Annotated in this window: 21 protein-coding genes and 1 pseudogene; 12 read left to right on the forward strand and 10 right to left on the reverse strand. The window is 61.2% G+C overall.

From position 1 onward, the window contains the following. Positions 1–55 precede the first annotated feature (55 nt). Positions 56–1,189, forward strand: a complete 1,134-nt coding sequence (locus ACTAQJ_RS05630) for a tyramine oxidase subunit B (RefSeq protein ID WP_498701357.1) — start codon at positions 56–58, stop codon at positions 1,187–1,189. A gap of 113 nt (positions 1,190–1,302) precedes the next feature. On the opposite strand, the gene ACTAQJ_RS05635 is transcribed toward ACTAQJ_RS05630, so the two are convergent. Together ACTAQJ_RS05635 and ACTAQJ_RS05640 are read right to left on the reverse strand one after the other, a co-directional pair. Beyond that, positions 1,303–1,929 carry a helix-turn-helix domain-containing protein gene (locus ACTAQJ_RS05635; protein WP_498701359.1) on the reverse strand — a complete coding sequence of 209 codons (627 nt, stop codon included), beginning with the start codon at positions 1,927–1,929 and terminating at the stop codon, positions 1,303–1,305. Positions 1,930–2,090: 161 nt separating this feature from the next. Continuing rightward, positions 2,091–3,982 (reverse strand): annotated as a pseudogene (locus tag ACTAQJ_RS05640) (FAD-binding monooxygenase). Positions 3,983–4,236: 254 nt separating this feature from the next. On the opposite strand from ACTAQJ_RS05640, the gene hpaE reads away from it, so the two are divergent. The 3 genes from hpaE to ACTAQJ_RS05655 all read left to right on the forward strand — a co-directional run bounded on the left by hpaE (position 4,237) and on the right by ACTAQJ_RS05655 (position 8,505). Then, on the forward strand, positions 4,237–5,754 hold the full coding sequence (gene hpaE / locus ACTAQJ_RS05645; protein WP_498701361.1) for a 5-carboxymethyl-2-hydroxymuconate semialdehyde dehydrogenase: 1,518 nt from the start codon (positions 4,237–4,239) through the stop codon (positions 5,752–5,754). A gap of 31 nt (positions 5,755–5,785) precedes the next feature. Then, complete coding sequence (hpaD, locus tag ACTAQJ_RS05650; RefSeq protein ID WP_498701363.1) at positions 5,786–6,883, forward strand: 3,4-dihydroxyphenylacetate 2,3-dioxygenase; 1,098 nt, start codon at positions 5,786–5,788, stop codon at positions 6,881–6,883. A 119-nt stretch (positions 6,884–7,002) separates the two neighbouring features. After that, positions 7,003–8,505: an NAD-dependent succinate-semialdehyde dehydrogenase gene (locus tag ACTAQJ_RS05655; protein WP_498701365.1), complete on the forward strand. Its 1,503-nt coding sequence runs from the start codon at positions 7,003–7,005 to the stop codon at positions 8,503–8,505. Positions 8,506–8,555: 50 nt separating this feature from the next. On the opposite strand, the gene ACTAQJ_RS05660 is transcribed toward ACTAQJ_RS05655, so the two are convergent. The 3 genes from ACTAQJ_RS05660 to ACTAQJ_RS05670 are packed head-to-tail and all read right to left on the reverse strand — an operon-like array spanning position 8,556 to position 10,819. Continuing rightward, positions 8,556–9,128 carry a TetR/AcrR family transcriptional regulator gene (locus ACTAQJ_RS05660; RefSeq protein ID WP_431114872.1) on the reverse strand — a complete coding sequence of 191 codons (573 nt, stop codon included), beginning with the start codon at positions 9,126–9,128 and terminating at the stop codon, positions 8,556–8,558. 9 nt (positions 9,129–9,137) lie between these two features. Further along, on the reverse strand, positions 9,138–10,457 hold the full coding sequence (locus ACTAQJ_RS05665; protein ID WP_498701367.1) for a flavin monoamine oxidase family protein: 1,320 nt from the start codon (positions 10,455–10,457) through the stop codon (positions 9,138–9,140). A 20-nt stretch (positions 10,458–10,477) separates the two neighbouring features. Beyond that, entirely contained in the window at positions 10,478–10,819 is a 342-nt protein-coding gene (locus ACTAQJ_RS05670) for a cupin domain-containing protein (protein ID WP_498701368.1), read from the reverse strand. Positions 10,820–10,968: 149 nt separating this feature from the next. Here ACTAQJ_RS05670 and ACTAQJ_RS05675 point away from each other — a divergent pair, with 149 nt between their 5' ends. The 7 genes from ACTAQJ_RS05675 to ACTAQJ_RS05705 all read left to right on the forward strand — a co-directional run bounded on the left by ACTAQJ_RS05675 (position 10,969) and on the right by ACTAQJ_RS05705 (position 17,411). Continuing rightward, on the forward strand, positions 10,969–11,565 hold the full coding sequence (locus tag ACTAQJ_RS05675) for a TetR/AcrR family transcriptional regulator (protein ID WP_431114869.1): 597 nt from the start codon (positions 10,969–10,971) through the stop codon (positions 11,563–11,565). 267 nt (positions 11,566–11,832) lie between these two features. Further along, entirely contained in the window at positions 11,833–13,287 is a 1,455-nt protein-coding gene (locus tag ACTAQJ_RS05680; RefSeq protein ID WP_431114868.1) for an APC family permease, read from the forward strand. 59 nt (positions 13,288–13,346) lie between these two features. Continuing rightward, positions 13,347–14,150, forward strand: coding sequence for a MoaF C-terminal domain-containing protein (locus ACTAQJ_RS05685; RefSeq protein ID WP_498701373.1), 804 nt, complete (start codon positions 13,347–13,349; stop codon positions 14,148–14,150). A gap of 67 nt (positions 14,151–14,217) precedes the next feature. Beyond that, positions 14,218–14,982, forward strand: coding sequence for an SDR family NAD(P)-dependent oxidoreductase (locus ACTAQJ_RS05690; RefSeq protein ID WP_498701375.1), 765 nt, complete (start codon positions 14,218–14,220; stop codon positions 14,980–14,982). A gap of 57 nt (positions 14,983–15,039) precedes the next feature. After that, positions 15,040–16,452: an aldehyde dehydrogenase family protein gene (locus tag ACTAQJ_RS05695; protein WP_431114865.1), complete on the forward strand. Its 1,413-nt coding sequence runs from the start codon at positions 15,040–15,042 to the stop codon at positions 16,450–16,452. Positions 16,453–16,585: 133 nt separating this feature from the next. Then, the gene (locus tag ACTAQJ_RS05700) at positions 16,586–17,083 is read left to right on the forward strand and encodes an SDR family NAD(P)-dependent oxidoreductase (RefSeq protein WP_498701379.1); all 498 of its coding nucleotides are present in this window, start codon (positions 16,586–16,588) and stop codon (positions 17,081–17,083) included. Further along, positions 17,064–17,411 (forward strand): SDR family oxidoreductase, encoded by a 348-nt coding sequence (locus tag ACTAQJ_RS05705; protein WP_498701380.1) that lies wholly within the window; start codon positions 17,064–17,066, stop codon positions 17,409–17,411. Before ACTAQJ_RS05700 ends, ACTAQJ_RS05705 begins: the two co-directional genes overlap by 20 nt. A 133-nt stretch (positions 17,412–17,544) precedes the next feature. On the opposite strand, the gene ACTAQJ_RS05710 is transcribed toward ACTAQJ_RS05705, so the two are convergent. From ACTAQJ_RS05710 to ACTAQJ_RS05730, 5 genes are all read right to left on the reverse strand, one after another. Then, entirely contained in the window at positions 17,545–17,787 is a 243-nt protein-coding gene (locus tag ACTAQJ_RS05710) for a MoaF C-terminal domain-containing protein (RefSeq protein ID WP_498702153.1), read from the reverse strand. After that, entirely contained in the window at positions 17,759–18,340 is a 582-nt protein-coding gene (locus tag ACTAQJ_RS05715) for a MoaF N-terminal domain-containing protein (RefSeq protein ID WP_498701381.1), read from the reverse strand. The genes ACTAQJ_RS05710 and ACTAQJ_RS05715 overlap by 29 nt, the downstream gene beginning before the upstream one ends. 34 nt (positions 18,341–18,374) lie before the next feature. Beyond that, the gene (locus ACTAQJ_RS05720) at positions 18,375–19,142 is read right to left on the reverse strand and encodes an SDR family NAD(P)-dependent oxidoreductase (RefSeq protein WP_498701382.1); all 768 of its coding nucleotides are present in this window, start codon (positions 19,140–19,142) and stop codon (positions 18,375–18,377) included. Further along, positions 19,136–20,638, reverse strand: a complete 1,503-nt coding sequence (locus tag ACTAQJ_RS05725) for an APC family permease (protein ID WP_498701383.1) — start codon at positions 20,636–20,638, stop codon at positions 19,136–19,138. The genes ACTAQJ_RS05720 and ACTAQJ_RS05725 overlap by 7 nt, the downstream gene beginning before the upstream one ends. Positions 20,639–20,771: 133 nt before the next feature. After that, positions 20,772–21,788, reverse strand: coding sequence for a phosphotransferase enzyme family protein (locus ACTAQJ_RS05730; protein ID WP_498701384.1), 1,017 nt, complete (start codon positions 21,786–21,788; stop codon positions 20,772–20,774). 164 nt (positions 21,789–21,952) lie between these two features. On the opposite strand from ACTAQJ_RS05730, the gene ACTAQJ_RS05735 reads away from it, so the two are divergent. Next, positions 21,953–22,564: a TetR/AcrR family transcriptional regulator gene (locus ACTAQJ_RS05735; protein ID WP_431114859.1), complete on the forward strand. Its 612-nt coding sequence runs from the start codon at positions 21,953–21,955 to the stop codon at positions 22,562–22,564. The last annotated feature ends 31 nt before the right edge of the window (positions 22,565–22,595 follow it).

Consider the following 22,595-nt stretch of genomic DNA (forward strand, 5'->3'; position numbering starts at 1 on the left):
CCGAGTTTACTGTCAGTAATTCATGTTTCATGAAGGTCAATTACTAAGGAGTGTCATGTCCACACAGATCAACTTCCGTTACCTCAGCGAGCCCGACATGATTGAGGCCGGCGTCGGCGACCTCGTCCGATGCACGGACGTCATGGAGGAAGCCCTTGTTCTACTGCGTCAAGGGGACTATCGAATGGCCGGCGAGAACGGCAACTCCCACGGCGCCATGATCACCTTCCCCGCCGCTCCTGAGTTCGAAGGCATGCCAAAGGATGGACCGGATCGCCGTTTCATGGCTATGCCCGCCTACCTGGGTGGCCGCTTCGGCACCTCAGGCGTGAAGTGGTACGGCTCCAACACTGAAAACCGCAAAAAGGGACTTCCACGCTCGATCCACGTGTTCGTCCTGAACGACAGCGACACTGGCGCACCACTCGCGATCATGAGCGCAAACCTGCTGAGCGCATACCGCACAGGCGCCGTTCCCGGCGTCGGCGTCAAGCACCTGGCCAAGGCCGACGCCAAAGTCGCCGCAGTGGTTGGCCCCGGTGTCATCGCCCGCTCGGTCCTTTCGACCACATTGGCTTTGCGCCCTTCGATCGACACCCTGTACGTGAAGGGCCGCAGCGAAGGAAGCACCGGCACCTTTGTGGATTGGGCGAAAGCAACCTTCCCCCAACTCACCAACGTCACCGCAACTGAAACCATCGAAGACGCCATCGCCGACGCCGATGTGGTTATGGCGACCACATCCACCGATGCCGCCGGCAGCGACGCCTTCCCGTACTTCCCGAAATCAGCCATCAAGCCCGGTGCACTGCTGCTCCTTCCCGCTGCTGCCCGTTTCGACGACGACTTCCTGCAGGGCGATGCCCGCTTGGTCATCGACGCCGAAGGCCTCTACCAGGCGTGGCTCGAAGAATATGGACCCACCGCCTACCAAATCCTCGGCATTCCGGGATCACACTGGTTCGGGCTACTGGAGGAAGGAGAGATTCCGGCCTCGAAAATCGAGGAGATCGCGGACATTGCCACCGGCAAGCTCCCTGCCCGCCGCGACGATGAGGAAGTCATTCTGTACTCAGTAGGCGGCATGCCCATTGAGGACGTCGCCTGGGCCACCGATCTTTACTACGCTGCCGAGGAGAAGAACATCGGTACCGTCCTGAACCTTTGGGACACCCCGGCTCTCGCCTAACCCAAGCGCTTCCTACCTGGGCCGCGCCCAGTGATTGCGGTCCATAAGTAAAGAGGTGTGCCCCACGCCGCCAAACCGGCGTGGGGCACATTCCCGCTTTCAGCTACTGGCAATTAATGCGAGGCAACTGCCAGGAAACGAATGGGTAGTTCCATCAGCCGAAGTGGGCCATGCGGTCCCTCAGCCTCAAACAATAACGAGTCTCCTTCTGCGAGCTCATACTCGTAGGATCCGTGACTGTAAACCATTCGACCTTCGAGCATGTAGATGAATTCGGTACCCGTGTGCTGGAACTGCGGGAAAACATCAGAGGCACTCGAAAGGGTGACCAGAGTGGGTTCGACGGCATGCTCCCGCCGCTTAAGAGAGCCCAGCAAACGATACTCGTGCCCGTGCCGGGTCCCGGTCCGTACCGTGACGCTCCCTTCCCCGGCACGAGTGAGCGAGGCCTCGCGCTCGGTATCAGCCCCCTGGAAAAGGGCGGTGACAGGGACGTTAAGCCCCAACGCCAGCCGCTGAAGGGTTGTCAGCGAACATGAAGTGCTCGCTGACTCGATCTTGGAAACCATGGCCTTGGAAAGCCCGGTGCGGATGGAAAGTTCGGCGGCGGACATGCCGGCTTCGACTCTGTGGCGCCGTACTTGCAGCGCGATGATGGCTTCCAGAGCGCCCTGCTGACCACTTTCCGGAGGAGACGAGTCCCCCGCAGAGGATGTGTTCGGGGCGCTCTCAGTTGTCATGATTTGAGTATAGGCAGGCCGCGCAGAATGCCTGGCGGGGCCCCACCGAGACCCGCCTGACACATGGGGCTTTGGGGCTCCGCCTCTAAACCCCGAGTCTTGCCGGGGAATCCATAGGATCCCCCGGCAGTTAGACCGTTTTCAGGCGTCGCCTCTATCGTTTAGGCCTCAGCCCCGTGAACAGTGGTGCAAAAAAACTCTTTCAGTTCCGCGGTTGCGGTCAGGGGCAGGACGTTTGCGACGTACTGGTCGGGGCGGACGACTACCACTACGCCGTTCCGGTTGAGGCCGCGCAGTTCGAAGATGTCCTTGTTGGGGTCGGTGCCGAAGACCTTTTCGAGGTAGGTGAGCTTGAACGGTCCGACGGTGGGTTTGAACGCTGCGGGGACGGCGTTGATGTCCACGTTGGTGTGGTCCTGCTGGTAGATCACCTTCACGTCGAACCAGGCGTCGCGGTCAGCGTCCGACGGCGTCGCGGCCAGCGGCGAGTCCGGCGAGGTCGCGATCCACTCGGCAAAGTCCGCCACCGGGCCTTCGGCGTCTGCAGGGGCGGCGTCGGCGAAGACGTAGATGCGCCACCGTCCGTCTGCTTTCGCGTGGTGGCCGAGGTGCATCGGGTTCGTGTCGCAGACCCGCTGGACCGGGCTGATTTGAAGCGCTTGCCAATCGGGAAGCCGGTGGCCAACTCCTGGTGCTGCGCTTCGGCCACGAGCATCGAGGGGGCGTACTGGGTCATGAAACCGGCAGGGAACTCCGCGGTGCTGGTGTAGAAAGTCTCCAGCTCTGCCGGGTCTTCGAACTCTTCGGGTTTCTTGGCCATGAGCGTGGACCACTGCTTGTCGAAGTCGATCAGGTTCTTCGCCACCACTTGCCGCTCGGCAGAGTAGGTGTCCAGCAGGGACTCGGGGCTGCGGCCTTCCAGGACGTGTCCGAGTTTCCAGCCGATGTTGAAGCCGTCCTGCATGGAAACGTTCATGCCCTGCCCGGCTTTCGCGGAGTGGGTGTGGCAGGCATCGCCTGTGATGAACACCCGTGGGCTCCGTGTGCCGCGGTCCTCCGGCAGGACGTCGTCGAACCTGTCCGTGAGCCTGTGGCCTACCTCGTAAACGCTGTGCCAGGCGACGTTGCGGACATCCAGCGTGTACGGGTGCAGGATGTCGTTGGCCTTGCCGATGATCTGCTCGATGGTCGTTTTCCGCACGGCGCCGTGATCCTCGGGTTTCACCTCGCCCAGGTCCACGTACATGCGGAACAGGTGCCCGCCCTCGCGGGGAATCAGCAGGATACTGCCACCGGAACCGGACTGGATAGCGCATTTGGTGCGGATGTCCGGGAAGTCCGTGACGGCCAGGACGTCCATGACACCCCAGGCATGGTTGGCCTGATCCCCGGCCAGGTGGCACCCGATGGACTCGCGGACTTTGCTGCGCGCCCCATCGGCACCGACGACGTACTTGGCACGGATAACCCGTTCCTGTCCTTCGTTGGGTCCGGAGGTGTGCCCAAGGGTCACCTCCACCGGGTAGTCACCAACACCAGTGACCTCGAGGCTGCGGAATTCGTAGCCGTAGTCAGGCGTCATGCGCGTCGGGGAGTTGGCCATGAACTCCGCGAAGTAATCCAGCACACGGGCCTGGTTGACGATCAGGTGCGGGAATTCGCTGATGCCCGTGGGGTCATCCACTGCCCGGGCAGCCCGGACGATGCGCGAGTGATCAACGGGGTCCGGCTTCCAGAACGCCATCTCCGTGATGCGGTAGGCCTCCGCGGTGATGCGCTCCGCGAACCCGAAAGCCTGGAAGGTCTCCACGCTGCGGGCCTGGATCCCGTCGGCCTGACCAATGGCCAAACGCCCGGGGCGACGCTCAATAATACGTGTGGTGATGTCCGGGAACTGGGCCAATTGCGCCGCCGTCAGCATCCCCGCAGGACCGGTGCCCACGATCAGAACGTCAACTTCATCGGGAAGCTCGGCCGGGCGGTTGATTCCGACGCCGGCGGCTGGCTCGACTCGCGGGTCACCGGATACGTAACCGTGGTGGTGGAACTGCACGGGCTTTCCTCACTTCTTTGTGGGTCTCAATTTTGTGTTGTTCTATAGTTGAACAGAAGATTCTATAAAAGAATAATTGAGCAAAAGCTTAGATCACTGCGCCCTGACGCCACAAGGGCTGCCACCAAGCCCTTGACGCATGCCACGTTCTCGATGCATAGTTTCGTATACGATTTCGTACTTGATCTGAACTCGTGTTCTGGCCTATCCGAGGCCATCCAAGCCGTTCCCGCTCAGCAGTAAGGACCTCAACGATGACGACCTCAGTAGAAACCGCCAGACACCCCATCCCGGAAAACCTGCCCACGCATCTCCAGCACTTCATCGACGGCGAGTTTGTGGATTCAGTCTCCGGCAAAACGTTCGACGTGCAGGAGCCGGTCTCGAACCAGAACTACGCGACGGTCGCCGCTGCCCAACCGGAAGACGTCGACCGCGCTGTCGCCGCCGCCAAGCGTGCCTTCAAGGAAGGCCCCTGGCCCAAGATGCTTCCGCGTGAACGTTCCCGTGTCCTGCACAAAATCGCCGACATCGTCGAGTCCCGCGATGACGAGCTCGCCCTCCTGGAAAGCTTCGACTCAGGCCTGCCGATCACCCAGGCCAAGGGCCAGGCCCGGCGTGCTGCCGAGAACTTCCGATTCTTCGCGGACCTGATCGTGTCCCAGGAAGACAATGCGTTCAAGGTCCCGGGCCGCCAGATCAACTACGTGAACCGCAAGCCGATCGGCGTCGCGGGCCTCATCACCCCGTGGAACGTTCCCTTCATGCAGGAGTCCTGGAAACTCGCCCCCGCCATCGCCACCGGCAACACCGTGGTGTTGAAACCAGCAAGCTACACTCCGCTCTCGGCCGTGCTCTGGCCGGAGATCTTCCGCGAAGCAGGCCTGCCCGACGGCGTCTTCAACCTCATCTTCGGATCCGGCAGCGTCGCTGGCGACTACCTGGTCAAGCACCCGGACGTCCCGATCATTTCCTTTACCGGTGACAGCTCCACCGGCGCCACCATCTCCACCGCGGCGGCGCCGCAGTTCAAGAGCCTCTCACTCGAGCTCGGCGGTAAGAGCCCGGCCATAGTCTTCGCCGACGCCGACATCGAAGCCGCCCTCGACGCCACTGTGTTCGGCGTCTTCAGCCTCAACGGAGAACGCTGCACCGCCGGTTCCCGCGTGCTTGTCCAGCGCGACATTTACGACGATTTCGTGGCCCGCTTCGCCGAACGTGCCAAAAACATCGTGGTGGGCCTCCCAAGCGACCCCGCCACCGAGGTCGGTTCGCTCGTGCACCCTACCCACTTCGACAAGGTCATGAGCTACGTCGAGATCGGCAAATCCGAAGGCCGCCTCCTCGCCGGCGGCGGCCGCGCCGAAGGCTTTCCCACCGGGAACTACGTCGCACCCACCGTGTTTGCCGACGTCGCGCCTGACGCGCGGATCTTCCAGGAGGAAATCTTCGGACCCGTCGTGGCCATCACCCCGTTCGAAACCGATGAAGAAGCCCTCGCCTTGGCGAACAACACCAAGTACGGGCTCGCCGCCTACGTCTGGACCGAGAACCTCAAGCGCGCACATAACTTCGCTGACGGTATCGAATCCGGCATGGTGTGGCTGAACTCCAACAACGTCCGCGATCTCCGCACCCCGTTCGGCGGAGTCAAGGCTTCCGGTCTCGGCCGTGAAGGCGGCTACCGTTCCGTCGACTTCTACACCACCCAGCAGTCGGTGCAGATCAACCTCAATGAGGCCCACTCCCCCCGTTTCGGTACGGGCAAGTAGACCCTCGGCCTTTCAACGAAGAGAGAATCCCATGACCAACCCCTTTACCGGTCCCATCCCCACCCCCACGGTCCCGGCGCCAGACATCGTGCGCTGCGCCTACCTGGAACTCGTGGTCACGGACCTCGAAAAGTCCCGTGCGTTCTACGTGGACCTGCTCGGTCTGCACGTCACCGAGGAGGACGAGAACACCATTTACCTGCGCTCCTTTGAGGAGTTCATCCACCACAACCTCGTCCTCCGCAAGGGCCCGGTTGCCGCTGCTGCAGCGTTCGCGTACCGGGTGAAGTCCCCGGCCGAGGTGGACGCCGCCGAGGCGTACTACCGTGAACTTGGTTGCCGGGTGGAGCGCCGCACGGAAGGCTTCACCAAGGGTGTGGGCGACTCGGTCCGCGTCGAAGACCCGCTGGGCTTCCCCTACGAATTCTTCTACGACGTGGAACACGTCGAACGCCTCACCCAGCGCTACGACCTCTACTCCGCCGGCGAACTGGTCCGCCTGGACCACTTCAACCAGGTCACCCCCGACGTGCCCCGCGGCCGCAAGTACCTCGAAGACCTCGGCTTCCGCGTCTCCGAAGACATCAAGGACTCCGACGGCGTCACCTACGCCGCGTGGATGCACCGCAAGCAAACCGTGCACGACACCGCCCTGACCGGCGGCAACGGACCCCGCCTGCACCACATCGCATTCTCCACCCACGAGAAGCACAACATCATCCAGATCTGCGACAAAATGGGCGCCCTGCGCATCAGCGACCGCATCGAACGCGGCCCCGGACGCCACGGCGTGTCCAACGCGTTCTACCTCTACATCCTTGACCCCGACGGCCACCGCGTGGAGATCTACACCCAGGACTACTACACCGGCGATCCGGACAACCCCACCGTCACCTGGGACGTCCACGACAACCAGCGCCGCGACTGGTGGGGCAACCCCGTCGTCCCGTCCTGGTACACCGAAGCCTCCCTGGTCCTGGACCTGGACGGCAACCCCCAACCCGTCATCGAACGCACTGACGCTTCCGAAATGGCCGTCACCGTCGGCGCGGACGGCTTCTCCTACACCCGCCCCGAAGGCGCCTCCGGCGAGGCGGCCGAGGGCTTCAAACTCGGAGCACAGGTCTAGCCCCGTCTGGCTGCCGTGCCCTGCGGCCCGGCAGCCAGAGCACCCAACTCCACGAATCGTTGCTTCCTACCATCTTGCCGCGCCTTTAGCGCCAGCGAATTGCTACCCAAGGATCTTCAATGACAGTTTCATCAGAGCGTTCATCAGCCATCCCAGCCGAAGAAGAGGCATTGTTGGCCACCGTGCCTACCGGCCTCCTGATAGGCGGTGAGTGGCGGGATGCGTCCGACGGCGGGACGTTCGATGTGCACGATCCCGCCACCGGGGAGGTGCTCGCCACCCTCGCCTCCGCGACCAGCGCCGACGCGATCGCCGCGCTGGACGCCGCCGACGCCGCCCAGGCCTCCTGGGCACGGACCGCGCCCCGGACCCGGGCCGAGATCCTGCGGCGGGCGTTCGATTTGGTGACCGAACGGGCCGAGGACTTCGCTTTGCTGATGACCCTGGAAATGGGCAAGCCCCTGGCCGAAGCACGCGGCGAAGTCACCTATGGGGCGGAGTTCCTGCGCTGGTTCTCCGAAGAAACCGTGCGCGACTACGGCCGGTACCTCACCACGCCCGAGGGCAAAAACAAGATCCTGGTCCAGCACAAACCCGTCGGACCTTGCCTGCTGATCACCCCGTGGAATTTCCCGCTGGCCATGGCCACCCGCAAAGTCGCCCCCGCCGTCGCGGCAGGCTGCACGATGGTCCTCAAACCCGCCAAACTCACACCGTTGACGGCCCAGTACTTCGCCAAGACCATGCTCGACGCCGGCCTGCCCGCCGGAGTCCTGAACGTCGTCGCCTCCTCCAGCGCGTCCGGCATCTCCGGGCCGCTCCTAAAGGACTCCCGCCTGCGGAAGATCTCCTTCACCGGCTCCACCCCCGTCGGGAAGCGGCTCATGGCCGACGCCGCACAGAACGTCCTCCGCACCTCCATGGAACTCGGCGGGAACGCCCCGTTCATCGTGTTCGAAGACGCCGACCTCGATGCCGCCGTCGAAGGCGCCATGGCGGCGAAGATGCGGAACATGGGCGAAGCCTGCACCGCCGCCAACCGGTTCCTCGTCCATTCCTCGGTCGCTGCGGAGTTCACGGCCAAGTTCGCTGCCGCCATGGGCGCGCTGGTGACCGGCCGCGGCACCGAACCCACCACCCAGGTTGGGCCGCTGATCGACGCCGGCGCCCGGGAGGATGTGCACGCCTTGGTGTGTGCCGCCGTCGACGCCGGAGCTACCGCCGTCACCGGTGGCGCGCCCGTGGACGGACCCGGATACTTCTACCAACCCACCGTCCTGGCCAACGTCCCGAACGACGCAGCGATCCTGGGCCAGGAAATCTTCGGACCCGTCGCACCCGTCACCACCTTCGACACCGAAGAGGACGCCATCCGCCTGGCCAACGCCTCCGAGTACGGACTCGCGTCTTACCTCTACAGCCGCGACTTCAACCGCCTCCTCCGCGTCGCTGAGCAGATCGAGTTCGGCATGGTCGGCTTCAACGCCGGCGTCATCTCCAACGCCGCGGCACCCTTCGGCGGAGTCAAGCAATCCGGCCTCGGACGCGAAGGCGGCTCCGAAGGCATCAACGAATACACCACCACCCAGTACATCGGCCTCGCCGACCCGTACGCACCGTAAGATACGGCGGGCCCGGCAAAAGCCGGGCCCGCCGTATCGCTGGCACAAAACTATCCCGGCTTCTGAAGCCTGGCGAGCATGCGACCGACTTCCACAACCGCAGGCCTTATTCTCGTCACATCGCTAATTGTGAGGAATTGCAGCATGAGACCGTCCAGGGCGGCAAAAGCGGCGAGGGAGACCTCATTATGTGTATCGATCCCTTTCTTAACAAGAGCCTGTTCCACGGTTCGCACGTAATTCTCATACAGCCGACTAACCATTTCCCGGATCTCGGGATTGCGGCGGGATTCGAGGATCATCTCGAATTGAAACAACTGAAGTTCAGGTTCTGCGCCCACCGAGCCGATCAGGGCGTCTGCAAAACTCTCGTCGAAGTCCGCAATACCTTCCAGGCCCGTCTCCTCGATGGAGCGACGCACGGCCCACTCCATCGTGGCCGCGAGCAGGCCATCGAGGGATCCAAAGTGATGAGTCACCAAAGCGTGGTTAACCCCCGCCCGGGAGCCAACGGAACGGTAGGTCACCCCACGGAGCCCTTTCTCGGCTACGACGCTGATGACAGCGGCCAACAAAGCGTCACGGCCATCGCCATAAGGCAATTTGCGAGGCTGGGAAGTCATGGATTGATCCTACCGGGGAGCAGACAGGGCTACAGACTCCAGCAGGATCCCGGCTTGCTGGGCCGCCTCCATTCCGCTTTCGATGGCACCATCGATGAAACCACCCCAACCATTGGCTATGTCGGAGCTGGCGAAAAGGACGCGCCCATGCGGCTTCTGCATCCCGGCCAAGTGACGAGACAAGAACCCCGTCTTGTGCATGGGCCACGTCTCACCCGAATATTCGTCCCCGGCCCAGTCATGAGTGGCGACGTCGAGAACTTCGGCGGCGGGAAGAAGCCGTCGCAGCTGATGCTCGACGGCGGACACATCAGTAGAGTCAATATTGCCGGCATCAGGACCGAACGCGACTATGACCGTGTCACCATTCACTTCGTACTCGCTCTGGAAAAAGTTAAGGGGCCACTCAGCTCCGCCCATGGCCACAAACGGTTGATGGATCCCCTGTAGTCGTATCCAAATTTTTGTCCCCTTCGATACCTGGCCACGTACCATCGCTTCCTGTTTAACAGCCGGGAGCTCAGGATGGAATGCAACCTTTTGCAACACGGGCAGCGGTATTGTCACGATGGCAGCAGCGGCAGTCACGGATTCCCCGTTTCGATCGAGTACAGTCACGATGCCTCCGTCTTCGCGGATCTCAGCAACCGTGAATCCGAAGTCAATTTCCGCGGATGAGTCTTGGAGGATGGCCTGGGCCAAGGCGCCTGTTCCGCCTGCGATTTTGTAGGTGGCGCACGCTTCAAAGGAGACAGCCCAGTCGCCGTTGGTCAAAGCGACCCATCGGAGTGCTTGGGTAAACGCGGCCTCATCAAGGGGTCCGTTGAAATTCAAGGCCCAGAAGGACTCCAGTAATTCCCGGCTGGCTCCCGGGGGGAATTCCGAGCGGATCCGATCCTTGACTGTTACATCGTCCACTTCGCGGAACGCGTCAGTGGCCAGTGGCGTGAAAGGTTCGGGGAAGTAGTGTCGAGCTTCCCGAACGAATTCTTCATTGCCCGACCCAATGAGATTCAGCAGCTCCTCAGGGTCTCCCTCGTGGCGAGCTCCTTCCGCCCACCACATGGCTTTCTGCGGTTGTGGGCTGGGCGTCGTCGCCAACCCGTAACGTTTCAGCTCGGCCCAGATATAGGGCTGGGTCCAGTGGACCCAGGTTCCACCGATTTCAAGATCCCGGCCCAAACGCCAGTCCAGCCAGGTGCGTCCACCGATCCTGTCACGCGCCTCCAGGATTCGCACTGTAAGGCCCTGGCGTGCGAGCTCGCGGGCAGCTGTAAGCCCGGCGAATCCGGCTCCGATAACGACAACGTCGACGTCGGTGGTCTCCATTGTGGGTTCCTTTCCGGCGGTTAGGAGTAGACGAAGAACTCAACGGTGGGCTCGTGGACTGACCACCGGGTCGTGGCCCCCTTGTTTAAGGACGCCGCGCCGCCAGGAGTGAGGTCGTAAGACTGTCCGCCCTCGACGTCGATGGTGAGATGTCCTTCCAGAATCGTGATGGTCTCATCAGCCTCAATGAGCAGATCGAAGGGTTCAGGGGCTTCCTCAGGGGTTACATGCCAGAATCCACATGCCAGCGCGGGTCGTTCCCCGTCACCAAATCTGCGGATCCATTGAACGGAACCAAGTTCGAACGCTTCATTCTTGCCCCGGTCAAGGGCATCGGAAACAGTGAAGGCGGCGTTGGTCATTTTGACTCCAGAAATGGGTGTAAGAAGCTCTCTTGAGCTTGGGAAATCGGTGCCTTTGGCCACAAGTGTGGTTGGCATCACTCACCATGATCTAAGCAATTGCTTAGTTTCCTGTCAAGGCCACCGCCCACGTGGATAGGATCAGTGCTATGGGCAATCCAAGCGGCGCAACAAAATATGGAACCGGCAAGGACGCACTCCTCAGGGCTGTTGTAGTGGTGGTGTCAGAGAAGGGCCTGCGCGGATTGACCTTTAGGTCGGTCGCAGAGTGCGCAGGAGTCAATAACTCCCTGGTAGCCCATCACTTCGGGACTCGTGACGCCTTGATAGCGGCCGCACTGGAATGGGCATCAGATCGGTCCATCAGCGCTTCCAAGCTGCGGGAAGCCGTCACCGCCGGGCAGTCCTTCACGGACTCGCTGCTCGATCTACTCCTGGAGGATCCCGAGCTTCAGATTTTTCAGTACGAAATGATCCTTGAGTCGCGGCGGCGCCCGGAACTCCGCGCCGGGGTGCTGGCGTTGTACGAAAGCTACATCGAAGCGCTCACTGAAGGCCTCGACGCTTCGGGCGCGTCCTACAATTCCCGGGTTGTGGCCCGCATGCTTTTCGCGACACTCGACGGATTGGTCCTTCAGTACCTTTCCGGAGTTGAGCGCCAGCTAATTCAAGCGTCCCTTGAGGAAGTCCACGGGGTGCTACTGCGGCAGGGACTGTCACCGACGGCCGCAGATTCAGCACCCTGAGGGGTTCAAACGCGTCGGGCCACGCTGACCGATTCGCCTCTCTGATGCGTCGAACTTAGCGGTCCACGGATGCCCGAAATCAACCCTTGACACTCCAAACTAAACATCTGTATAGTTTCGATTGTGGGCAGGATCACTAAAAGGCTGCCTGTCCTACACAGCATCGATCGACTTCCCTTCTCGCACTGCGCATCGGCGCGCAGAGCAGGCCTCCCCATCTCCCCATCACATGGCCCGTTGCGCCGGGCATTATGAAAGAGCCAATCCATGAATCAAGAATCAAGCCGCACCTCGGCAAGTCTTGGACTCGATGAGCACGCATCAACCACTCCGCCCATCCGCCTGAAGGCCAACAAACTGGGTGTCATCGCCGTTGCCTTTTTTGCCATTGCAGCCGCGGCGCCGATGGCTGCAGTCGTCGGCGCGAGCCCGGTCCTGTTCTCAGCGAGCGGACCCGGGACTCCGGTTATCTACGCAATCGCCGCGTTGTTGGTTGCTTTGTTTTCTGTTGGCTACCTCAGGATGAGCCGTCACATCACCAACGCGGGTGGTTTTGTTGCCTATATCGCGAAGGGCCTGGGAAACAAGTGGGCAACAGGAGGCGCCGGAATCGCCATTCTGACCTACCTCAGCCTCCAAGTTGGTCTATGGTCGCAGTTCGGCGTCTTTGCGCAGCAGCTCGTGGAAAGCCTGACCGGCCTCGGCCTCCCCGTCTATTTCTGGATTGTTGCCATCCTTGCCATCACCACCTTCCTCACGATGCGCGGCGTCGACGCGAGCCTGAAGGTTCTCGGCGTCCTGATCCTCGGCGAAACCCTGGTGGTGGCCGCGTTGGTTGTTTCACTCATCGTGCAAAAAGGATTCGGAGTCTTCACGTTCGAGGGGTTCACCGGCTCCAGCATCTTTGGGCCTGGTTTGGGCATCTCGCTCCTGTTCGCCTTCGCCTGCTTCACCAGCTTTGAAGCCACGGTGGTCTTCGCCGAGGAAGCCAAAAACCCCCACCGCACCATTCCCAGGGCGGCCTACCTGGTGATCGGTTTCATTGGTGTCTTCTACGCACTGTCCACCTGGGCCATCAGTGGAGCCATCGGCATCGACAACATCCAGACCGTTGCCACGGAGAACCCCTCAGGGATGATCTTCGACCTGGCCGAATCCAGCGCGGGCACCTGGCTTAGTATCGCCATGCAGATCCTGGTAGTGACGAGCTTTATCGCCATGCTTTTGGGCCTGTCCAACATGTTCTCCCGCTACTTGTTTGCACTGGGCCGGGCCGGCGCGTTGCCAGCCAAACTCAGCTCAGTCTCCAAGACTGGAGCCCCCTCATTCGCAGGACTCATCAACGCGGTGGTCGTTCTGGTGATCATCAGTATCTTCCTGCTAGCCGGGGCGGACCCCATCACCACGGTGTTTGCATGGTTCGTCGCGTTGGGCACCGCTGGATTCATCTCCATACTGCTGGTTACATCCGCGGCCATCGTCGTCTACTTCGCGCGGAAAGGAACCCGGGACAACATCTGGGTCACGGTCATCGCACCCGCGTTGTCCTTCCTCGCCTTCGTCGTCGTCGGCTATCTCACCCTGGACAACTACGATGTCCTGCTCGGCGGCGCCGGAGGGATCGCAAAGTGGCTGCTCCTGGGCATCCCGCTTCTCTTCGTGGCCGGTTGGGCCCGTGGCCTGCGAAAGCCGTCCATCGACTACGCCGCGGAAATTGTCTGAGTCCCCGGCAAATTCCTGCACTCCCACGAACGAAATCACTAATACGACAGGAAACACCTATGAACTTCGCCGAAATTCAGGATTACATCCCAGAGAACGAATGGCCCCCCGTCTCGACAATGCTTGACGGATTCGGAGACCAGACACTGCCGGCATCTCCGGCATTGTCAGGAACCACACTCCGCATCCCTGCCCAAGGCGGCAGTTCGGCGGAGTATTCCTTCCAGGATTCCTCCACGGTTATCTGGATCAATTCCGGCCCGGACAGCGAAACCAGCGGCACGGCAAGTTACAAGGCTATCGAGGCCCGTCCGGAGATCTTCATCGTTGACTTCGTCCGCGGGGAAGGCAGCGACGCCGAGAACGTCACCATTGTTGTGGACAGGAACACCGGCGCCGTAACCAGTGGCGTGTCCACCTTCCGGGTTGTCGACGGCAAGACCCGCAGCACCACCGAATTCAGCCAGACCAACATCCACGGCACCGACGTCCTCCACCAACGATCCTCGAAACTGGTGGGCAAGCGGGTCTTCTACCGCTACAGCGACGTCGAGACCTACGAACACATCTACCTGAACCCCGGCACCTTTACCTGGAACTGTGTCCGCGGCGGCGAAGCCGGACTTGCCGATACCGATCGTTGCATGACCTGGGACGTCGCCGAAGACCTGTTCATCTTCTTCTGGACCGAAAAGGTCATGACGGTAGAAGCCGTGCTACTGGTTGACCTGCGGGAAGAACGATCCATCGGCCGCATGTTCGGATGGGACGATCCTGCCGCAGAACCGGTAGTCCTGCCCTTCAACTCCCGACTGACGGTCCTGAACACCACCGAATACCCCCAGGACACACGCAAGCACTAGCCACACCCCGGGGATGCCCAACCAGCCATGGGCACCCTGGGCACAACTTCGGCGATGGAGCACTTTCATGGACATGCATTTGACCGACCGCGTAGTCATGGTCACCGGAGGAGGATCCGGCATAGGCCGTGCCTGCGTGGAGGCCCTGACTGCTGAAGGCGCCAAGGTCCTGATCGTCGACCGGAACACCGAAGGCGAGGAAGCCGCCGCCCAGCTCCGGGCGGCAGGCCACCATGTGGAATCCGTGCAGACCGACGTGTCCAACGAGGCCGACGTCGAGTCGGCCCTCAAGACCGTTGAGCGCATCTTCGGACGATTGGATTCAGTAATCGCATGCGCCGGAGTGTCAGGGCCGGTCGGACTCAACGCGACACAGGTGTCAGTTGAAGCCTGGGATCATGTCATGGCCGTCAATGTCCGTGGAAATTTCCTTGTAGCCAAGCACTCCGTCGGACTGCTATCCAAAAGCCCGGAGCCGTCCATGGTCCTCCTTGGGTCGGACTCCGCGCTGGTTGCCTTCGAGGGGATGACGCCCTACAGCACGTCCAAGGGCGCAGTGCTGATGCTGACCAAATCCCTCGCCGTAGACCATCCCCTGATCAGGTTCAATTGCCTGTGCCCCGGGGTTGTGGACACCCCAATGTCAAGGACAGACCTATCACGGCCGGAAGGTTTCACAGGCTCAAACCTGCCGGTGATCCGTCCCGATCAGATTGCACGTCATGCCGTCTTCCTGGCCTCTCCGGTCAGCGCGCCTGTCAACGGAACAACCTTGGTGGCAGATTTTGGCTACACGGCACGGTCAGCGATGCCCGCGCTGGATTTCAGCTGACAGATAACCGTCCACGCTCAGCCGCAGACCACCTTTACCAACAAGAGGAGCATTCAATTGGAAACCTACGACTCCCTGCTTTCCCGAATTGAACCGGCGCACGGCCAAGCCAGCCGAACCATTTTTGACCCGGCTACCGGCAAACCCGTGGGAGAAGCCCCGATCCACACCATCGATGACCTCGAGACTGCCGTAGCTGCCGCTGTTGCCGTGCAGCCGGCCTGGGCTGCCTTGGGCCACGACGCCAGGTCCGCTGCCCTTATGAAGGCCGCCGACGCCGTCGAGCGTTCCGCCGAAGAGCTCGCTCAACTCCTCTCGCGCGAGCAGGGCAAGCCCCTGAACGGTCCCAATGCCCGTTTTGAAGTAGGCGCTTGCGTCGCGTGGCTTCGCGCCACCGCAGCGCTGCCGCTGGAACCTGAAACCGTGGTAGACGACGGCGAAACCCGGGCTGAACTTCACTACCGCCCTATCGGCGTCGTTGGTGCCATCGGCCCCTGGAACTGGCCCATGATGATCGCGGTCTGGCAGATTGCCCCGGCGCTTCGCATGGGCAATGCCGTCGTCGTGAAGCCTTCCCAGAACACACCGCTGAGCGTCCTGGCATTGGTTGCCGTCATCAACGAAGAGCTACCCGAGGGGCTGCTCGCAGTTCTGAGCAGCGGTCGCGAAGTCGGATCCCGCCTCACCGAACACCCGGCCATCGGAAAGCTCATGTTCACCGGCTCCACCGCAGCTGGACGGGCGATCATCAAGTCGTCCGCCGATACTGTCAAGCGGCTCACCATGGAACTGGGCGGAAACGACGCCGGCATTGTCCTGCCCGACGCCGACCCCAAAGCCATTGCCGAGGACCTCTTCTGGGGTGCCTTCATCAACACCGGACAAACCTGTGCTGCCCTCAAGCGGCTCTACGTTCACGACTCCATTTACGACGCCGTGTGCGAAGAACTGACCAACGTTGCCAAGGCCATGCCCATGGGCAACGGCCTGGACGAAAACAATGTCCTGGGACCCCTGCAAAACAAAGCGCAGTACAACGTGGTCGACGAACTCGTGGAGGCAGCGAAAGCGTCAGGGGCCCGCGTACTGATCGGCGGTAACCCCGACCATGAGCAGCCTGGCTTCTTCTACCCAACAACCCTGGTAGCGGACATCGACAACAACAACCCGCTGGTGGCAGAGGAACAATTTGGTCCGGCCCTGCCGATCATCCGGTACACCACCGTTGACGAGGCCGTCGCCAAAGCAAACGCGCTCGACGTCGGACTCGGCGCCTCAGTGTGGTCCTCCGACCTGTCCGCCGCACGCGAGGTTGCGGCCAAGCTGGAAGCCGGGACCGTCTGGATCAACAGGCACGGAGCGGTGGATCCACGCATCCCCTTCGGCGGTGCAAAACAGTCAGGCTACGGACTCGAATTCGGCGTCGAAGGCCTCAAAGCCCTGGGCGTCCCCCAGGTCATCAACGGCTGACACGAGTCATCTGAGGCGAGTCATCTGAGGTGAGGGGATGCACATCCGTACAGGGCGTGCATCCCCTTGCCAGTGGCCGGACTCCCGCTGTGGTTGAAACTACACACACCGCTATCGGACAGAAAGGCACGCAGTGAAGAACACCAGTAAGCCCGTAGCCATCGTGACCGGCGGAGGCACAGGCATAGGCGCCGCCGCAACCGCCGCCCTGCGCTCGGACGGATGGGATGTCGTCATCTGCGGCCGACGACCAGCCGCCCTGGAAGACACCGCCTCGCAAACTGGCGCGATCCCCGTTGTGGCCGACGCTTCAACAGAAGAGGGCGTGCAGAAGGTCGTGCGAGAAACACTAACCAAATTCGGATCCATCAATGGCCTGGTCCTGAACGCCGGCGTTGTCCGGCCCGGCAAGGTAGGGGAACTAGACGGTCAAGACTGGGATGCCATGATCCAAACCAACCTGACCGGTCCGTTCCTCCTGACCAAGGCAGCCATGCCATACCTCATGGAGACGTCGGGATCCATCGTAGGAGTGGCTTCCGCGGCAGCACTGAGGGCAACAGGAGGCATCCCCGGATACAACGCCTCAAAGGCCGGACTTGACCATGCTCATGCAGTCCGTCGCTATTGATTACGGCCATCTGGGTGTGCGCGCAAACGCCATTTGCCCAGGCTGGACCCGCACGGAAATGGCCGACATGGAGATGGAGGAATACGGGGCGGAGCTGGGCCTCGAACGCGAAAACGCTTATTCGACTGCCACGGCATTTGTCCCTGGTCGACGGCCTGCTGAGGCAAAGGAAGTGGGCAACGTCGTCGCTTGGCTGCTCTCCCCTCACGCGTCCTATATCAACGCGGCCGTCATCCCGGTCGATGGTGGAATGGTAGCTGTCGATCCTGGATCGCTGAGCCTGGACCCCCGGGTCCGCATCGACATCAGAGATGCTCGATCGCTATAGCTTCACCCAATTCCTCAGCTCTCAGCCTGCCTGCTTTTGTCGGTCACAGGCAGGCTGGAGCTACTGGAAGGATCTGAGTCTTGACGGTTGCTTGCCGGTCAACCAGCGTCCGGTGTCCCGGTTGGGTATGGAATTAGTGAGTGGTGACGTTGACTGCTTCCGTGATGGCACCCACGGGGAAGTTTGTGTAGCTGGAGAAGTCGAAGCCGTTGTACCCAAAGATCTTGCCGTCTGTTTTTAGTCGGTTCATATCGATGAGAATGACGCCGAGGGTGGGGACGATCTTTTCACGCCAGACGAAAAGATACAGAGCCTCAGCGATTTTGATGTAGTGACAGCGTTCGGTGTCACCCAGACCGGCTTCTGAGCCCTTGATGCCAGTGCCACGTGTAGAAGTTGTTGTTCAGGTAAACGTGTTCGTATACCTCTTCGGGGCTGTAGTGGTAGCGGTTCCTTAGCCCGATCAGTTCGTCGGTGGGGGCGTGCGCGGTTCCGCCTTGCTTCCCGCCCACTGAGCCGTGAAGAATGGCTGCTTCAACTCCGGTTAGTTCCGTGCCTTGGCGTGCTCTGTCGTAGGCATTGATGGAAGTGGCTTGCTCGTCAGGGAGTGCTCCGTCTATCAGGGTCACTTGCCCGCTGTTGTTGTCCAGTACGAGGCTCACTGACTTCTTGACCGACTCGCCCATGAGGAAATCAACGAAGTAGATGCCGTCCCTGACGGAGGTGACGCGTGCGTCCTGCTCCCGGCCGTCCCAGACCAGTGTCTGGCTGTTCAAGATCCGGAACTCGTGAGTGCGTCCGCCCGGGAAATGGAGCGTGAAATCCTGGCCGTTCAGGCCCTCGTTCACTTCGAGAATGTTGTTGTTAACGGCGAAACCTTCACCCAGGGCGCCGACGGAAATAAACTCGGGCGTTGTTGTGGTGTTCAAAATGAAATCCTTTCGTGGTGGTTGCGGTAGTCGTTCAGGCAGGAAAAGACGACCGTGCGTGGTAGCCGTAGTCAGCCATGAGGGAGACACCGTTGACAGGGCCGGAGAGAGGGGATGCAAGACTGAGCACAAGCCAGGCAACATCCGAAGGCTTACTGACGGGGTATTCGGCGTCCTCAAATGAGTCAATGCCCAGGCCTTCGCGGGCCATTGGCGTATCCACGATTGACGGGCAGACGCTGTTGACGCGGATGCCGTCATTGTAGAGTTCCGTCGACAAAGCACGGGTCAGCTGGACGATTGCGCCCTTGGATGCGTTGTAAGCCAACATGCCTGGCACGGCGACGAAGCCGGAGTCACTGCCGATGAGCGTGTATGTCGCACCTGTCCCCTCGCGAAGATAGGGCAACGCTGTCTTGATGGCCAGGAACGGGCCCAGCACATTGGTCCGTTGGACCTCCATGAACTCCTCGGCCGGAACCTGATCCACAGGGCTGCCGAGGGATCCTGAGATGCCGGCGCTGCTGACAAGGTGATCCAAGCCGCCCAATTGTGACACCAGGTCACTGGTGGCAGACTGTACAGCTGACTCGTCGGACATGTCACAGACGCCTCCGACGACGGTTACGTGGGGATGTCTTGCACGTAGGTCGTCCACCGCCGTCGAGAGCCGTTGGGACGATCTGCCGACAATGCCTACGTTGGCCCCTTCTCCGGCGAAGGCATCGGCCACTGCGAGCCCGATGCCCGACGTTCCGCCGGTGACCAGGACTCGCCGGCCCTCTAGTCGGAGGTCTACCATGCGCCGGGTCCAGATGTGCTGGTGGCATCGGCGAGGTCGCGATGCGCTTTGTCGTAGTGCTCCATGTCGCTGAGCAGCTCGTGGTAAATCTCAGGCCTGCGGGACTTGAGCCACTGCGCAGTGGCGAGTCCGGTGAGAACCGCAACAACGAGCAGCCACGGCAGCGCGCCGATGACGGGATTGTCCGAACCAGCCAGTGTGGTGAAGTTTAGAACCGCCAGCAGCACGATCAGGGCAAGCCCGAGTGCTCCAAGGCTCGGGGCCACCAGGGTTTTCCAGAGCCTTGGGTCCCTGTTGCGGCGGAAGTGGACGACAACGGCCACGGCGGCAAGCATTTGAAGGGTCAGGATTCCCAAGGTGCCGAACCCCGTCATTGAAGCGGTCAGGGCGGTAATGGGGTCCAAACCAGCCACGTAGTAGATTCCCGCAACCAGCGTGCCGAAAAGTAGCTGCGCGGCACTGGCGTTCTGGGGGGATCCGTTGGAGCTTCGTGTGCGGCTCAGTGCTCTCGGGAGAATTCCGACGCGGCCGTAGGCGTAGATGTAGCGGGCGGCCGAGTTGTGGAGTGCCAGCAGCGCAGCGAAGAGTGAGACCAGAAGCAGGACCATCATGACCTTGGTGAGGGTGTCGCCGAGGTATTGATCAGAGAGCATGAAGATCAGGTCACCTGTGGGCAAGTGGTCGATGGCGGTGTCCTGTGCCTGGGCGACGCCCAGGGCGCTGACGATGGCCCACGTCGTGAATGCAGCGAAAGCGCCAATGAACAAGATGGCGATGTACGTCGCTTTCGGGATCGTGCGGTGAGGATCCCGGGCTTCCTCGCTGAACAAGCCCGTTGCTTCGAAGCCGACAAAGCAATTGGCTGCGAAGAGCAAGGCCAGTCCCAGTGATCCCGAGAACACTGCCTGGGGCATCAGCGCTTCAAATGAGAACCCGTGCGTGAGCAGAACGTTGAAGTCCAGGATCAGGAGGATGGACACCTCCAGGACCAGGCAGACGCCCAACACTTTTGCGCTGAAATCGATGCCTCGGCGTGTCAGCAAGAAGATCAGCACCACAGTGATGAGACTCCAGACGAACCACGGCAGGTCCAGTCCTGTCAGTTCTTTGATGACTGTGGCGGTGAAGAAGCCGGACGTGCCGATAGCTCCAGCCACAAAGCAGTTGTAGCCGAGCAGGGCGATGTTGCCTGCCACAAGGCCCATGCGACGGCCGAGGCCTTTGACGACGAAAGCGTAAAACCCTCCGGCACTGACCAGCTTCTTGGCCATTTGTGCGTAGCCGACAGCGAAGAGCAGCAAAATCAGGGTTGCGATGAGAAACGCACCGGGCATGCCCCCTCCGTTGCCGAGGGCAATGCCTAGTGTTGCGATAACGATGATGCCGGTCAACGGGGCTACCGCTGCCAGAACCAGAAAAACGATGCCTCCTACGCCCAAGGCATTGGAAGAGAGCTCGGTGCCGGCGGTGCCTTGCTCTGGGAATTGAGGTTTCACGGGGTTTACTCCTGGGAGATGAACGAGCGAAGGTCGTGCTTTTTGGTACAACTGGGTACCCGCCGGAGAGCCGGAAAGCTGCACGGGCGTGGGGAGACAGGCCGCCTGACCGGAGATTTCCCGGGAAGGATGGTTAGGAGGCTGCGGACGTATAGCTTTTGGAGATGTAGCTTCGGGCGAGTCCAAGGACCATCGGAACAACGCGTTCGACGATGAATTCTGCAGCTTCGTCACCTCTGCGCGTGGATGCCCAGCCCAAGTAGGTCAAGCCCCGCGAGAGCAGCATGGAGTCCCAGGACTGGAGGAGTCCGTCCGGCAAGGCTCGGGCCGAGGCATAGCCCTCAAGCAGAGCTCCGCGGTAGTTCTCGTAAAGGGGGTGCGGCTGGAAGAAGAACATGATTGTTGCCAGGTCGAAGAGGTGCCAACCCTCACCGAAGTCGTCGAAGTCGATCAAAACCATCTGGCCGTCGTGTCTGACCAGAACGTTTTCGGGAGTCAGATCCGCGTGGATCACCCCGTACACATCGACAGACTTTGGAAGGGCAGCCAGGTGTTGCCGCAGCTTCTCCACCCCGGATTCCAGGATTGATTCGCCCTCGGGACCCAGGCTCTGAAGCGCCAACGGGTTACCCCACTGGGCCGAGTCACCTACCAGCCCGTCGGCATCCCAGGCCTGGCGCCGAAACGCTTCGACACGGCCGATTGCGGAAGTGCATGTGTGCAGTTCAGCGGTCAGGACGCCCAACTGGCGGAATACTGCCGGATCAAGTGAGCTTTCCCCCGCCATCGCTTCAGTGATGTCACCCAAGGGCACTCCACCCTCCACCCAACGCAAGACGTCCAGTTGGAAGACGGTGCCGTCCTCAGCTGTGACTACGCACACGAAGTCACCTTTGAGGGTGGCAACCGGCTGGGACACGCTTAGCCCGTGCTCAGCCAGCGCATGCAGATAGGCAAGCTCGGTATTGATCTCCGCGTCAGTCCTGTACCCGGCCCGATGCAGGCGGATGGCATAGCTGTCCCCGGAGTCAGATATGAGCCGGAAAACGTAGTTCTCCCGGTACTTGACCAATTCAATGGGGGCTGTTGGATCAAAACCATACTGCTCCAGCGCTCCCCTGACTGTTCGGATTGCTGCTTGTGTCGTCATGCTGATTTCCTGCTTCCTGAGCCCGGTTGTGAGCGGGGTCATACCTAAAGCTAAATCCTGAACACACAGTTTGGCAACTGTACAGCGTGTTTAGTTTTTGTGTGCCATGTGTCATTATTGAATAAGCAAGACAACAGATGGCCTTGGGAAGGTTGGATAACCGCATGGACCTGAGAACGGACAAGCAACTGTCGCTGCGTGAGCGCAACCGGCTTCGGACGCGATCAGACATTCTCGACGCTGCGGCAGAGATGTTGGGCGAGGGTGGTTACTCCGGGCTCGCCCTCGAAGAAGTCAGCCAGCGGGCTGGGCTCTCCCGGGGGACTGTGTACGCGCATTTTCCCGGCGGACGCGATGATGTAGTCCGGGAAGTGTACCTGCGGGTCGCAGACGCCGTGCACGCCCGAGGCCTGGAGCTCCGCGATGAAGCAAGCGACACAGCAGGCCGCATATCAGCTTTGGCACGGGCCTACGTGGAAATGACCAGTAGTCCTTCAGGACGCTTCTATGGCCTTATGGGGCCGGACGTCACACCTGTTCTTTCCGGTGTGCGGCGGACATCCGAGTCGTTTGAGGCACTGATCAAACTCGACCTTTCCACTGCCCTCGCTGCAGGTCAGTTGCGCCAAGGCTCCGACAGTGATGCCTTGGCCACGGCCCTGTCGGGAGCCATTCGAGCCTCCGGCGCCCGGGCCGCCGTGACACCCGGAACCGCCGAGCAACAGATAGCCGCCGTAAAACTGCTCGTCGAAGGCCTCCTCACTAAACCGGCATAGAACCAGTCATCCCCACTCCACCTTCACCGCA

It is taken from the genome of Arthrobacter sp. alpha11c (assembly GCF_054149985.1).